Origin of the sequence: Microcoleus sp. Pol7_B2 (genome assembly GCF_036701035.1) — a bacterium.
In the GTDB taxonomy this organism is placed as follows: Bacteria; Cyanobacteriota; Cyanobacteriia; order Cyanobacteriales; family Microcoleaceae; genus Microcoleus.
This window is the reverse complement of the sequence record NZ_JAUBQB010000014.1, coordinates 1-13,370: the sequence shown is the minus strand read 5'-3', so window position 1 is coordinate 13,370 and position 13,370 is coordinate 1. Positions and strand designations below refer to the sequence as shown.

At 43.4% G+C, this 13,370-nt stretch carries 12 protein-coding genes and 1 riboswitch; of the genes, 1 reads left to right on the top strand and 11 read right to left on the bottom strand.

The window, feature by feature from the left end:
• Window positions 1–5 precede the first annotated feature (5 nt).
• Together QUA57_RS08030 and QUA57_RS08025 are read right to left on the bottom strand one after the other, a co-directional pair.
• A complete protein-coding gene (locus QUA57_RS08030) occupies window positions 6–350 on the bottom strand; it encodes a type II toxin-antitoxin system PemK/MazF family toxin (RefSeq protein ID WP_333060212.1) in 345 nt (114 codons plus the stop codon).
• Window positions 343–534: a hypothetical protein gene (locus QUA57_RS08025; protein ID WP_333041173.1), complete on the bottom strand. Its 192-nt coding sequence runs from the start codon at window positions 532–534 to the stop codon at window positions 343–345. The genes QUA57_RS08030 and QUA57_RS08025 overlap by 8 nt, the downstream gene beginning before the upstream one ends.
• Window positions 535–709: 175 nt before the next feature.
• On the opposite strand from QUA57_RS08025, the gene QUA57_RS08020 reads away from it, so the two are divergent.
• Window positions 710–1,411, top strand: coding sequence for a diacylglycerol/polyprenol kinase family protein (locus QUA57_RS08020; protein WP_445304463.1), 702 nt, complete (start codon window positions 710–712; stop codon window positions 1,409–1,411).
• Window positions 1,412–1,567: 156 nt separating this feature from the next.
• Here the strand turns inward: QUA57_RS08020 and QUA57_RS08015 are convergent, their stop codons facing one another.
• The 9 genes from QUA57_RS08015 to QUA57_RS07975 form a co-directional block, all read right to left on the bottom strand.
• Window positions 1,568–2,416: an ABC transporter ATP-binding protein gene (locus tag QUA57_RS08015; RefSeq protein WP_333060211.1), complete on the bottom strand. Its 849-nt coding sequence runs from the start codon at window positions 2,414–2,416 to the stop codon at window positions 1,568–1,570.
• Window positions 2,417–2,625: 209 nt separating this feature from the next.
• Complete coding sequence (locus QUA57_RS08010) at window positions 2,626–3,492, bottom strand: methyltransferase domain-containing protein (RefSeq protein WP_333041170.1); 867 nt, start codon at window positions 3,490–3,492, stop codon at window positions 2,626–2,628.
• A gap of 19 nt (window positions 3,493–3,511) precedes the next feature.
• Window positions 3,512–3,952 (bottom strand): hypothetical protein, encoded by a 441-nt coding sequence (locus QUA57_RS08005; protein WP_333060210.1) that lies wholly within the window; start codon window positions 3,950–3,952, stop codon window positions 3,512–3,514.
• 161 nt (window positions 3,953–4,113) lie between these two features.
• Window positions 4,114–4,258: riboswitch (cobalamin riboswitch) on the bottom strand.
• Window positions 4,259–4,667: 409 nt separating this feature from the next.
• Window positions 4,668–5,657 (bottom strand): ABC transporter substrate-binding protein, encoded by a 990-nt coding sequence (locus tag QUA57_RS08000; protein ID WP_333060273.1) that lies wholly within the window; start codon window positions 5,655–5,657, stop codon window positions 4,668–4,670.
• Window positions 5,658–6,110 (bottom strand): hypothetical protein, encoded by a 453-nt coding sequence (locus QUA57_RS07995; RefSeq protein WP_333060209.1) that lies wholly within the window; start codon window positions 6,108–6,110, stop codon window positions 5,658–5,660.
• Window positions 6,111–6,452: 342 nt separating this feature from the next.
• Window positions 6,453–8,486: a leucine-rich repeat domain-containing protein gene (locus QUA57_RS07990; RefSeq protein WP_333060208.1), complete on the bottom strand. Its 2,034-nt coding sequence runs from the start codon at window positions 8,484–8,486 to the stop codon at window positions 6,453–6,455.
• A 35-nt stretch (window positions 8,487–8,521) separates the two neighbouring features.
• Complete coding sequence (locus QUA57_RS07985; protein ID WP_333060207.1) at window positions 8,522–9,268, bottom strand: leucine-rich repeat domain-containing protein; 747 nt, start codon at window positions 9,266–9,268, stop codon at window positions 8,522–8,524.
• Window positions 9,269–9,484: 216 nt separating this feature from the next.
• Entirely contained in the window at window positions 9,485–11,455 is a 1,971-nt protein-coding gene (locus QUA57_RS07980; RefSeq protein WP_333060206.1) for an SPFH domain-containing protein, read from the bottom strand.
• Between the two features lie 433 nt (window positions 11,456–11,888).
• Window positions 11,889–12,923, bottom strand: a complete 1,035-nt coding sequence (locus QUA57_RS07975; protein WP_333060205.1) for a DUF2207 domain-containing protein — start codon at window positions 12,921–12,923, stop codon at window positions 11,889–11,891.
• Between the last annotated feature and the right edge of the window lie 447 nt (window positions 12,924–13,370).

Below are 13,370 nucleotides of genomic sequence, written 5' to 3'. Positions count from 1 at the left end.
TCGGTTTACTCCTCTTTTTCCTCAGCATTTTCCTCTTTAAATCCCAACCACAAGAGTATTACCTCTTCTACTTCGAGCATTTTCTCGGATGTCAGACTTCCCAATTTGCGTAGAAGCTTTGCATGAGGGATGGTAATCATATTTTGTACGTCAAATACTCCTTCTCGGAGGAACTTATTTTTGACTTTCACCTCAAATCTTGAGCCGCGTACACTTGTTGTATGTGGCACTCGAGTCGCTAATGCCCTGTCTTGATTTAGAGCAGGAATGCTCACGACCAAACATGGTCTGACTTTCGCAATATAACCTAGATCGACTAACCAGATATCACCACGATCGGGGCTATTCATATAGGGATTCTTCCTCATCTAACTCTAGAAAAAGTCCCTCAGCATTCAGAACTAAATCCTCATCAGAAAGGGGAGGAAAGTCTAAATAAACAGTCCGTTTCAAAATTTCCAATACCAAATCTAACCGCTCTGAGTCTGTTAATCGCTCAAAGGTATTCAAAAGTTCTTCTACTAAAATAGTCATAGCTTTTTCCCTAGACTTGCTTATAGCATAGCACAGGTTTTAAATAGACCCATCTAAAAAGACATAACACCCAGCTCCCCGCAGCACTTTAAGCCTGCGGGGTTATAACCTCGATCGCGCTTTACGTTTAAAGTAGTAAAGAGTGCCTGATGTTAATAAGTTTTTCCTAAATATCGTGTCTATATTTTCTGAAATTCCGACTGTGTGGTTGCAAATTTCCCTCGTGGGAGTCTGGTTGGGTTTGATTTTACTGGTAGCTGAGGGCTTAAATCGCTTTACTTCTGTCGATGCTGAGGTATCGCGGAAGGTGGTTCACATCGGTACTGGGAACGTGATTTTGCTGGCTTGGTGGCTGGAAATACCCGGTTGGGTGGGGATTTCGGCGGGGGTTTTAGCAGGCGCGATCGCCCTAATTTCTTACCAAGTTCCGATTTTGCCCAGTCTTAACAGTATCAACCGCAAGAGTTTGGGGACTTTTTTCTATGCTGTTAGTATCAGCGTTCTCGTAGCTTGGTTTTGGCCGCTACAGCATCAGGAGTACGCTGCTTTGGGCATTTTAGTCATGGCTTGGGGCGACGGATTGGCTGCTGTCATCGGCCAGAAATACGGCAAACATATTTATCGAGTTTGGGGAATCCAGAAGAGTTGGGAAGGTTCTGCAACTATGTATTTGGTGAGTTTTGCTGTTAGCAGTTTGATTTTGCTGGCGGTTCAAGGCAATATTTGGCAAACTTGGGCTGTGTCTGCTGTTGTAGCTTTGGCTGCTGCTACTTTGGAGTCGGTTTCCAAGCTGGGAATTGACAATCTGACCGTGCCCATCGGCAGTGGGGCGATCGCCTTTTTCCTAAATCAATTTTTGATAATTGGTAATGTGTAATCTGAACTTCATCCCACGGGGGGCGTTGCTGGATACAGGTATGAATTGAAGATTTCCCAATTGCTATAAACGAAGTCGGGTGAGTTTTGTAACTTCCGATCACAGGTGATTCATCCCGTCAATCAGCAACGCCAATTATCAATTGTCTAAGTCTCGTTAAAGCAGCCGACGTGCTTGTAAAATTTGTTGTTGCCATTGCTCGAAAGCGGGGATTTTTGAGCGATCGTCTGTTGGAAACATCGCCCTGATGTGCTCCATAAGCTCGATCGCCAGCGGTACGCCAAGCTGCAATTGTTCCAAGACATCCCGCTGAGCAAAAACGGTTTCCGGTGTTCCTTCTAAAATCAATTTTCCTCGATCCATTACAAATACCCAATCAGCCCAGCGGTAGATGAAATCGAGGTCGTGACTTGCTAAAAGGATGGTGGTTCCGGCGGTGTGAATTTGTTGAAGTAAACCGATCAGTTGTCGGGTGTGACGCGGATCGAGATAAGCGGTAGGTTCATCTAACAGCAGCAGTTTGGGCTTGAGAACCATGATATCGGCGATGGAAACCCGCTTTTTCTGCCCCAAACTGAGATTGTGAATTGGTTCGCGGGCGAGTTCGCTTAGATCGAATTGCTCGATCGCTTGCTGCACCTGTTGAGCAATTTCGGATTCTCTTAAGCCTAAATTGTACAATCCATAGGAAATATCTTCTTCTACCGTCGAAGCTACTAATTGATGTTCGGGATTTTGAAAGACGAGTCCGATTTGTTGGCGCAGTTGCATCAAAGATTTGCGATCGTAGCGAAAGGGTTCACCTTGCCAGCTAATAATTCCCTGTTGCGGTTGATATAAGCCATTTGCTAACAGAAAAAAGGTAGTTTTGCCACAGCCATTTTGACCGATCAGCCCGCACCGTTTCCCAGCGGGGACTTTGAGATTTAAACCCTGAATTGCCACTCGCGAACCGCAGGGATAGGAGTAGGAAGTGCCAGCGAATTCGAGAATCCATTCAGACATATTCGTTATTTTTTATTTTTTATAGCCTTGTTCCCCGGCTCTGCCTGGGAAGAAATACCCGGAGGCTATGCCTCCAATTACCGATTACCGATTTCCATTGTATAGCAATCCTTGCAGCAGTCGTAAACTTTTTACCCCACCCCAACCCTCCCCTTATCAAGGGGAGGGAGTAAGAAATTCACAAATGATTTAGGATTGCTATATTTGTGTCAGCCTCGATCTGATTTTGACAACTGCCAAAGTTGCATTTCATAACAGAGATGTTGCTCAAAAAGTTTGCCCGCTTCCAATCCTTCAACCACCAACTTCTTGAACCAGCGGCGAAATATCCAGCGCAGGAATTTGTGGACTGGCGGAACTGTTATCGCAATTAAATCTGCAACATAGATCATCGTATTCAGTCCATATCGGCGGAAAGTATCGACATACAAATCGATAGTCGGCAAAATATGGGCGGAAATATCCTCACTTTTTACTAAAGTGAATCCAGCCTGCTTTAATGCTGCATGAAGTTCCGTAACAACATGACAATTAGAGAACATTCCCTCTTTATAATTAGCATCAGAGCGCAGCATATCGGCCAGCAACACGTAGCCACCCTGATTGAGGATTTTGGCGGCACCGTTAGCAATATCAACAGCCGACATATACTGGCTACTTTCGCTAAAGAGAATAAGATCGTAGAAATGGGTTGCTTTGAAGTCTTCAAACCTCGTGAGGTGGAAGATTGCCCGATCGCCCGTACACTTAAGAAAGCGCTGCTGTTGAAACGGATCGGGTGCGAGCCCTTCCACTGCAAAACCTCGATCGAGCAAATAAGCCGCATTTCCGCCAATCCCGCAGCCCACATCCAGTATCGTATGAGTGCCTTTGGGGATCGCATCCAACAGTTTTACAGTATAAGCTTGCTGAGCCAGGCGCAATCGCGCGATCGTTAGTTCGTCAGCGGGCACAGGTAGGGTTTCCCAATAGCCGTAGTGAAGGTAGGGCGAATCTGTCAGGCCCAAATAGTAATTAAGCGCTGCATTTTGGTAGCGAGTTACTTTGGAAATTTCGATGGATTTTGGCTGCGACATTAGGAAAATTTAGTAAGTTTTAGGATTTCGGGCAGAGTTGAAATTCTTCCCAGCGCTTGCATACTTGTTCATAGCACTCAACAGGAGAAATTGCCAAGTTTTGCAATAAATTGATATCAATCTGACAGTTGGCGATCGACAAAAATATAATTGCTTCCTTTGGTTCGTAGCCAGCAATGATTTGGAGCAAATTTGAAACAGTGTTTTCCTCTATTTCTAGTTGTTGCAAATAAACGGTTGCCTCCAAGTCGGAAATAAATTGCAGATCGTACTTGATAATATCTACGCTCCAATTCACATAGCCGTTAATGGGAGTATTGATTTTGCAAGCAACCAAGCCCCGTCCTAGATTCAAAAAGCCATTCCAAGCAGTATGTCCGATCGGCAAAATATTCTGGTGAATAAACAAGTTTTGCCAGTAGCCAAAACTACCCTGCCAAACACTATCTTCGATTCGCATTTGTTTTGATTTCCATTAAAATAAAATACGCTTCAGAACCCCGAGCGAATTACATCAGCTTTCATCTGTGTTTCTCTGCTGATATCTGCGGTTAAAAAAGCCCAATCTAATAATTAAAAAAATAATAAACTCACCATCATCCATACCTCGCAGATGAAAAACAACAGGTAAACTAATCGGCGGGCATCCTGACTCAGAGATCCAACGATCTCATTACAGTTGCGGGACAGCGCCGGATTCGCACCGAACTTTCCCCCTTGCGTCTGATGGCTGTTCTCCATCAGAGCCGATCGATATACGGGGATATTACCACTATTGGGGATATTTGACAAAAAAGCGATCGGACATCTGCAACAATTATTGTGGGGAGTAGGGGTTAGGCATCCTGCCGGCCCAAGACTTCCTTTTCAAGTCTATATTGTGATTCGGTGTGTCGCCACTCATCCGAACAATTTTTCCATTGAGAAATTCCTGCCGATCCTGAGAATTTACTTCAGCTTATAGATATTTCTCCGCCGTGTAGTTTGTGGTTTCAACGGGCGCGATCGTATACAACGCTCTTCTTTAATTTCCTCATTTCATTTTCTCTTAAAAATCATGTTAATTAAACATAAAGTTTGATTTTATTCATGCTAAAAAACAGGCAAGATGCCTGTTCCAAAAAGAGTGAATTTGATTGTGAAGTGGGCACCCTGCCCGATCGCACTTAACAAACTTACCGCAGCGGCACAAAGTTATAGCCAGTGCTTCCTCCTTGTTTAACTTGCACTAAAATCGGCTTACCAGCCCGATCGCCCGTGGGCAAAAACTTCACATCCTCGCTCGATCCTGCTACCGAGAAATTCGGATTTCTGAGTGCTTGTGGAAACCCTTCCCGCGTATTGCTTTGCCGCAAGCCAGCGATCACAGCTTGAGTCGCGTCAAAACTCGTTGCTGTTCGCCAATTTACAATGCCTCCCCAACGCTGGCGGGCATTTTCTGGGAAACGACTACCGGGATTAGTTTCAGGATGCCAGGGAACGGGCAAAACAAGCCCGTCAACGTCTTTTTGCCCATCTTTTAAAGTTTGAAAGGTGTAGAGCGTAGTGCTGCCGTAGAGTGGCAATTTGCCTCGATTGCTGCGAGCCAGAGAAATCGCACGGTCAATGCGATCGACGTGAGGTGCTACCATCAATCCTTGTGCACCTTTGCTGACAGCATCGGCGAGGGCATTTTCCGCATTAAAAGAAGGGAGTGAAAAGTCGCAAACAGTGGCAACTAATTTGCCACCAGCAGCAGTAAGAGAGGCAACAAATTCATCTTTAAATGATATGTTATCGGGTGCTTGCGAGTCATAACAAACTGCAATATTAGTTTGGCGTTCTGTTTTAACTACATATTCTGCTAAGGGAGCTGCCATTACGCTAATATTGGGTACTGTCCGAAAGATGTAGCTGCCAAATCCTGAGAGATTATTGGCAAAGCTCGTCGGTGTCACCATTACCAGTTTTTCTTGCTGATATATCGGAGCAGCTTCGAGAGATGCGTTGCTAGCATTGTGTCCAATTACTGCTAGTATATTCTGATCTTGTGCCAAGGTCTTTGCAACTTCTCTCACCACTTCTGGACTGTTGTCATCGTTGACAATTTCTACTTGCAGTTTGGCGCCGTTGATGCCACCGCTACTATTGATTTCATCCTGAGCTTGGGCGACACCTCGAAGGATTTATTGGGCGACATTGGGGTTGCTACCAATGGGGACGCTGACAGCAATTTTCAAGTAAGAACCATTGCTTGCTTTGGAATTATTCAAATAAATAATGGTTTCCGGGTCGTTACGATTTTGTTGCAGCGATTTCTCAAAAGATTCGGCGGCAGCTTGGTAATTTGCCTCAGCAAAAGCTTGAACTCCTGCTTGTTTTGCTGCTGTTGTTTGGGAGGCTACCAATATTTGATTTCCTAAACTGATGCGATTTGCGATCGCACCCGACGGAATCGCACCTGATGGACTGGCACACGATGTAGGTGTAGAAGTAGAAATAGAAGTAGATATATGTGAACTTTTGGATGCGAATAAACTGGGAAGGAACTTGTACGCACCAAACGCAATTAATCCGAAAGTAATAATAAAAAATGTAGGTCTCGGACTTTTGCTGTTATTGTTATGTTGGGACATCATGTTTTCTCCTTATATAATTTATACAGAGTCTACAGAAAAGCTGTTAACTACAATCAGTATTCAAGAGAGTTCTGTTAAAGTCAATTCATTAAATTCACTAATTATGTTCATAAAAGTCATATTTTTTTAGGCAGGTAGGATGCTTGCTCCACAATGGTTTCAGCAGAATTGACTGTTTTTTGATCGCGTTTATGGTGCGATCGCAGACAGTGCATTTCCAGATAATGCTAGGATCGTAGAACAAGTAATTGCGATCGACTTTGGTGAATTTATGTATTTGTGTCCAACTGTAAATGTCATCATCTTGTGTCTCTAGTTTTCCGAAGTGTAAAGTTTGAGCATTTAATTCCAGTGTGCCCAATCGCAGGTAGACTCTGGATTGATCGGGCAAATTTTGGGATAAATCGGATTTCCACCAATGTGAAATAACATCAGGTTAGTCAAGGATTGTAAGGGTTTGATATCGCTGATTTTATTGTCATTAAGTTCGAGCCACACAAGCTTAGTCAAGGATTGCAAGGGTTTAATGTCGTTTATTTTATTGTTTTTAAGGATTAGATTAGTCAGGTTGGTCAAAGATTCTAGCGGTTTGATGTCGCTAATTTGATTGTTTTGGAGTTCGAGCCATTCAAGTTTAGTCAAAGATTCTAAAGGTTTGAGATCGCCTATTTTATTGTCGCTGAGTCCGAGAACAGTCAGGTTAGTCAAGGATTGCAATGGTTTGATGTCAGTAATTTCATTGACGTGGAGGTTTAGAGTAGTTAAGTTAGTCAAGGATTCTAAGGGTTTTATATCGCTGATTTCATTGTTTATGAGACCGAGCATAGTCAGGTTAGTTAAGGATTGCAATGGTTGGATGTCGCTGATTTGATTGTTTTCAAGACCGAGTTCAGTGAGGTTCGTCAAAGATTGCAATGGTTGGATATCGCCGACCCTATTGTTGTAGAGGCCGAGATTAGTCAGCTTGGTTAAAGATTGCAATGGTTTGATATCACTGATTTGATTATCGCTGAGACCGAGATGAGTCAGATTAGTCAATGATTGCAAGGGTTTTATATCGCTGATTTGATTTTTGTGGACTAAAAGTTTAGTCAGGTTAGTTAAGGATTGCAAGGGTTTGATGTCAGTGATTTCATTACTGTTGAGGTCTAGTTCCATTAGACTCGAAAGTTTCTGATTAGCTGCATCGCACTCAGTAGTTTCAGCTTTTTCCAACAAAACTTCAACAGTATGTTTAGCTTCAGCGCTCAAATTTGCTTTTTCGCGACACCAATCACCAAATGTTTGTCCAGTGTATTCTGATTGTTTCTGAGTGACTGATGAAGAAGGTCTATTTCTAGATAATTCTATAACGGCAACCGCATTTCCGTGCAGCTTTATCTGAGTCAAGTTAGTTAAAAATTGCAACGGTTTGATATCGCTAATCTGATTATTTTTGAGGTACACATTAGTCAGTTCAGTCAAAGATTGCAAGGGTTTTATATCGCGGATTTGATTGTTGTTGAGATTGAGCAAAGTCAGTCTAGTCAAAGATTGCAAGGGTTTTATATCGCGGATTTGATTGTTTTCAAGGACGACTCCAGACAGTTTAGTCAAAGATTGCAAGGGTTGGATGTCGCTGATTTGATTATCGCTAAGGGAGAGATTATACAGGTTAGTCAAAGATTGCAAGGGTTGAATGTCAATGATTTGATTGTTGCTGAGGGAGAGATCAATCAGTTGAGTCAAAGATTGCAAGGGTTGAATGTCAATGATTTGATTGTTGCTGAGGGAGAGATTGTCCACCAGGTTCGTCAAAGATTGCAAGGGTTTGATGTCGCTGATTTTATTGTTGCTGAGGAAGAGAGTATTCAGTTGAGTCAAAGATTGCAAGGCTTGAATGTCACTGATTTGATTACCGCTGAGTAAGAGAGTATTCAATTTAGTCAAAAATTGTAATGGCTTGATGTCGCTGATTTGATTATATTGGAGTTCGAGAATAGACAGGTTAGTCAAGGATTCTAGCGGTTTGAGGTCGCTGATTTGATTACCGCTGAGTTCGAGCCAAGTCAGTTTAGTCAAGGATTGCAATGGTTTGATATCGCTGATTTCTTTGTTCCTGAGTTCGAGTTCCGTGAGACTCGAAATTTTTTGACTAGCTGCATCGCACTCAGTAGTCTCAGCCTCCTTCAACAACACTTCAACAGTATGTTTAGCTTCCGGACTCAAAGAAGCTTTTTCGCGACACCAATCACCAAATGTTTTGTTTGCGCTTTGCGTTTCTGCTGCTAAAACCGAAAGTCTATTTCCACATGATCCTAGACCGATCGCACTAAAAGCAACTACCACGATCAACCTTGGTAAATTCATGTGTTTGTCTCCAACTATAAACGTCATAATTTTGTACTCGTCATTTTCGGAAATGTAAAATTTTAGAACACCAATACTTCTTGCCAATTACAGATAGACTCTGGCTTGACAGGGCAAGTTTCCGGAGCGATCGGATTGTCGCCCAGAAAGATATTCGTCAGTTGAGTCAAAGACTGCAAGGGTTTTGTGTTACTGATTTTATTGCTACTGATGTAGAGTACACTCAGTTTAGTCAAGGATTGCAAGGGTGTAATGTTGCTGATTTGATTACCATTGAGGAAGAGCTGATGCAGGTTTGTCAAGGATTTTAGCGGTGTGATGTCGCTGATTTTATTATTGGTCAGAGCAAGCGAAATCAGCTTAGTCAAGGAGCCCAAGGGTTTAATGTCACTGATTTTATTCTTTCCGAGACTGAGCGCAATCAAGTTAGTCAAGGATTGCAAGGGTTTGAGATCGCTGATTTGATTATTATTGAGACCAAGCATAGTCAGGTTAGTCAAGGATTTTAGCGGTGTAATATCGCTGATTTTCTTGTTGTCGAGGGTGAGTTGCGTGAGACTCGAAAGTTTCTGATTAGCTGCATTGCACTCAGTAGTCCCTGCTTCCTTCAACATCACCTCAACAGTATGTCTAGCTTCTGGACTTAAAGAAGCTTTTGTGCGACACCAATCACCAAATTTTTTGTTTGCGGGTTGCGTTTGTGCCGCGAGCGCAGATAACCCATTTCCAGATAATGCTAGGAGAGTAAAACAAGTAATTGCGATCGACTTGGGTAAATTCATCTCTTTGTCTCCAACTAGAAACTTCATAATCTTGCACCTCTAATTCTCTGAAAAGTAAATTTTTAGACGAAAAGCTTTCAGAGAGGACGATCGTCCTCTCTACAAACTGCACACATCCACTCAAATATCTAACAATTCACCAAATGCCGAATCGATATCAATCTCCGCAACAGCCACAGATTGAGCAACTGGTGAATGATTAGGAGACTCCGGCGACTTCACCGAATGCACATTTACTACTGGTTATTTGACCCCATTTTCCACAACTACAGACTTAGATTTCTTGACATTAATTACAGGTGAATGTGCTCCATTTTCTCCATTCTTACTGGTTTCATTCCGCAGCAACATTGCCATCAAACCGTCCAGCAAACCCCCACTACCGCCGTTACCATTTACTGTGACATCGGGAACGACGCGAACGCTACCATCTGAGACAGCTTGCATCAGTTGCAACAGCGTGTAACTCTGCGTACCCAAAGCGTTGACACCAACTTGATAAGCATCCGCTTTTGCTTGTCCCATCAGCCGAATCCCTTCTGCTTCACCACTAGCGTGTTCGATCGCAGCAGTTGCACTCAGTTGGGCAATTTTCACCCCTTGTTCTGCCGCCACCACCTGATTTTGAATGTTTGCGATCGCAGTTGCACGCACCAATTCTTGACGTTGCGACTCTGAAATGCGCTGCACTTCGTAAGTTTTTTCTTGTTCCTGAGCAATTTTGCGATCGGTCAATGTTTGCATTAACTCTTCTGGCGGCGAAATCAAACCGATCAGCGTGTCAACAGCCTGCACATCATAGGCCCGCAGGGCTTGACGAACGTGTTCTGCCGCCTCTGCTTGGCGTTCGCTGCGGGCAATTAGAAAATCGAGTATTGTATATTCTTGAGAAGAATTGCGAAAATAATTGCCCACAATTGGACGCAGCACTTGGTCGATTAGATTTTGCATCGAACCTTGGCGCGAAATGACTCTCGGTGCATCCAAAGTACCGACATGAATGATCTGAAAAACTTCTAACTCAAAGGTGAATCCGTCAAAAGAAAGCAATTTCAAAGCACTTAACTTGGAGTCGTAGCCGTGTTCTCCGCTGAACCGCGATGTGAAGTTTAAAACAACATCGGTAGTGGGAACAAGTTCTACTTTCATCACTTTTGTATTGATGGGATGTTTGCCTGGGTAAAGCGGTTCTACCCACACACCTTTATCGCCTTTGTTGACGAGATTGCCGTGGGTAAAAGCGGCGCCGCTTACATCTTGGTGCGATTTTCCCACATAGGAAATTACTACCCCTACATAGCCGATCGGCACTTCCGTCATTTTTACCTGTTCTACTTGCACAAACCAGGGATTGAGGTTCCAAGAACCGGATAAAATCACCTGTTCTTGCAAGCCCCTGCGCCCGCCACCTTTGATGAAAGATTGAGCTTTTTGGAAATTGTCGTGACCGGGAATTATCGGTCCGGCAATTTCACCTTCATCAATCGGAATCCCGTCTAGCACGTTCGCAATTCCCACGCGATCTGGAGCAAGTTTGTATAGTTGAAATTCCGACGGCTGCATACCCTTTGCAGTGGCATTAGCTGAAGTAATGACTTCAAATACGGCCGTATTGATCCGATAAGTACCAGTTGTAATAATTGCTAGTTGCCGTCCTTTTTCTCCACCGTCGGTGAGGAATTTGCGGGCATTTTGGAAATTGTCGCAATCGACGACTTTGCCTAAAATGCGATCGGGAGGAATGGTGGCTCCGTCGTTGGCAATAATTAAACCAATTTCATCTTGAGGGACAACCACAACTGGTTCTTTGCGAATGCTATATTGCCAGGGAAAATAACCAAAATGCCAGCCGGGAGGAAGGGTATCTGCTTGCAAACCTCCTTCGCCATCGAGAGCAATCAATCTACTGGATGGCAAATTTTTGCGGGAGAATTTCTTGACAACAATTCCCACTTCTCGTTCGCCGATCGCAATTAATCCCAAAGTCCAGCCAATCTTGGGTATAAAGATGAAAACTAGGAACATGGCTCCTACGGGATAGATCCAAATCGGAATGCTAAATCCTTCTGCTTGGGCTGGTTGAACTTCCTGGGCTTGCGGCGGCGGATTGTTTTGAGCGGAAGTTGGCGGGGCAAAACCGCCTGCTGCTGCGATCGCAGTTGCGAAAGATACTGCTAATGGTAAAAGTTTGCGAAGCCAACGTGATTTAGTCATAGTTTTTAACCTGTTTTAAGCTCAAATGTACTGAAAAGTTGTTAACTACAATCAGTATTAAATAAATTTCTGTTGAAGTCAATTCATTAAAGTCATTAATTATATTCATAAAAGTCATATTTGGAATATGATTGTGCATGAAGTGCGATCGGTTGTACCCCAAAATGAGGCAATAAAAGTTTTACCAAATGTTGAAAAGAGGACTCCGCAATGCCGTTTCCCTACCCTAAAATAATCATGAGCAATTCATAAAAAATGTAACCACCGCCCGATTATTTGTAGGGAAACGGCACTGCCGTGTCCTGAATTTGGGTAAGATCAATATATCAACGGGTGCTCAGAAACCGGGTTTTTTGCGACAATACTTCTTTACAGCCCACAGATTCGGTAAAAACCCGGTTTCTTTGGTTGTGATGCGTAACTCCCGTTGATATTAACCACCGCCACCGCCACCACCGCCACCGCCACCGCCGCCACCGCCGCCACCGCCACCGCCACCGCCACCACCGCCACTGTTATGGCTAATGACTGGAATTACTTCTTCGTACTCGCGATGGTAAGAGCAACTTCCGCAGTGATGGGTAACTTGCTGCTTTCCTGAACGGCTAGTAGTTGCAGGAATCAAAACTTTATAAGTTCGTTTGAGATTGAACTTTGTACACTCAGGGCAGCGTCGATTTGCAATGGATGTGATAATTCCTAAAGCTGGAAAAAGTCCGAACAACATTAGAAAAAAAAGGGTTGCGGGGTTTATGTAAAAGCCTTCTTCTCCCGCAGAAGTTTGAGATGGGTTTCCAGTTTGTTGCCAACCAGGTTGAGGTATATTCAGAATTTGCTGGGGAAATGCAATTTGCACTTCTAATTCTTGTTGGGGTTGAATAGGCTGAGTTGCCACAAACTCAAATGTTTTAGGATCTACTTGACGCGGAACTGCGGCTGTACCAAAATTCGTAAACGAGAGAACTTTCCCTGACAAAGCTTCTGGTAATTGGACCGTAACTTTTCCCGTCTTAATGGGAGCTTTGCGACCCGCTGCAATGGCTTTCCAATAAACTAGAGTATTCTCACCATCTACCTGCAATCCGCCTACCACGCGATATTTGATGACAAAAGTATGTGATTCTGGCGCTTTTAATTGATGTTGCCAACGAATCCAAAGTTCATTGTTTTCAATCCCCGTGCTACTCGGAATTATTTGATTATTTTCTTGAACGGTGACATCTTTAATTTCATCTACCTTACCTAAAGGAATGTAGCGATATCGTTCAGTGTTGTAGTCGGCTGTGAACACATATTTTTGCTTTTCCGTAACTAACATATCTCCGTTGGTCTGAACGTCGATTGTGACGTTGATGTTATCCCAGTAAAACGGTAGTTGTTGGGCGCCTGCCTGAGTGACTGTGACCAGAAAGACGGTCAAGGAGGTCATTAAGAAACAAAGTATTTTTTTGAACTGACCTTTGTTCATAATATAATTCCTACTAGAAATCTCTTGATTACAATCATTCAATAGATTTCTTGTAAGGTCAATTCATAAAAGTCATTACTTTAGTTCATAAAAGTCATTGTTTTAGTTCATAAAAGTCATTGTTTTAGTCCGGCAGGGGTTGAAACCCGTACTCCTAAATAGTAACGGAGGACGCGGCAGTGCCGTTTCCCTACCCCAAAATAATCGATCGCTCCCCTCGCATCTAACCATCACCCGATTAATTGTCGGAGGACACGGCAGTGCCGTTTCCCTACCTCAAAATCATCGCTCATCCCCGCGAAAGATGTAACCATCGCCCGATTAATTGTAGGGACACGGCAGTGCCGTGTGCTAACTGTGGGTTATATCACAATACGGTTCAGTTAAGAGCTATGCAGTGCTTAAAACAATAAATACAGGAGGATTCATTATTATTCCAGTACCTCT

Coding starts and splice junctions, on each gene's coding strand:
- QUA57_RS08030 (WP_333060212.1), bottom strand. CDS start 350: ATGAATAGCCCCGATCGTGGTGATATCTGGTTAGTCGATCTAGGTTAT.
- QUA57_RS08025 (WP_333041173.1), bottom strand. CDS start 534: ATGACTATTTTAGTAGAAGAACTTTTGAATACCTTTGAGCGATTAACA.
- QUA57_RS08015 (WP_333060211.1), bottom strand. CDS start 2,416: ATGTCTGAATGGATTCTCGAATTCGCTGGCACTTCCTACTCCTATCCC.
- QUA57_RS08010 (WP_333041170.1), bottom strand. CDS start 3,492: ATGTCGCAGCCAAAATCCATCGAAATTTCCAAAGTAACTCGCTACCAA.
- QUA57_RS08005 (WP_333060210.1), bottom strand. CDS start 3,952: ATGCGAATCGAAGATAGTGTTTGGCAGGGTAGTTTTGGCTACTGGCAA.
- QUA57_RS07995 (WP_333060209.1), bottom strand. CDS start 6,110: ATGATGTCCCAACATAACAATAACAGCAAAAGTCCGAGACCTACATTT.
- QUA57_RS07990 (WP_333060208.1), bottom strand. CDS start 8,486: ATGACGTTTATAGTTGGAGACAAACACATGAATTTACCAAGGTTGATC.
- QUA57_RS07985 (WP_333060207.1), bottom strand. CDS start 9,268: ATGAAGTTTCTAGTTGGAGACAAAGAGATGAATTTACCCAAGTCGATC.
- QUA57_RS07980 (WP_333060206.1), bottom strand. CDS start 11,455: ATGACTAAATCACGTTGGCTTCGCAAACTTTTACCATTAGCAGTATCT.
- QUA57_RS07975 (WP_333060205.1), bottom strand. CDS start 12,923: ATGAACAAAGGTCAGTTCAAAAAAATACTTTGTTTCTTAATGACCTCC.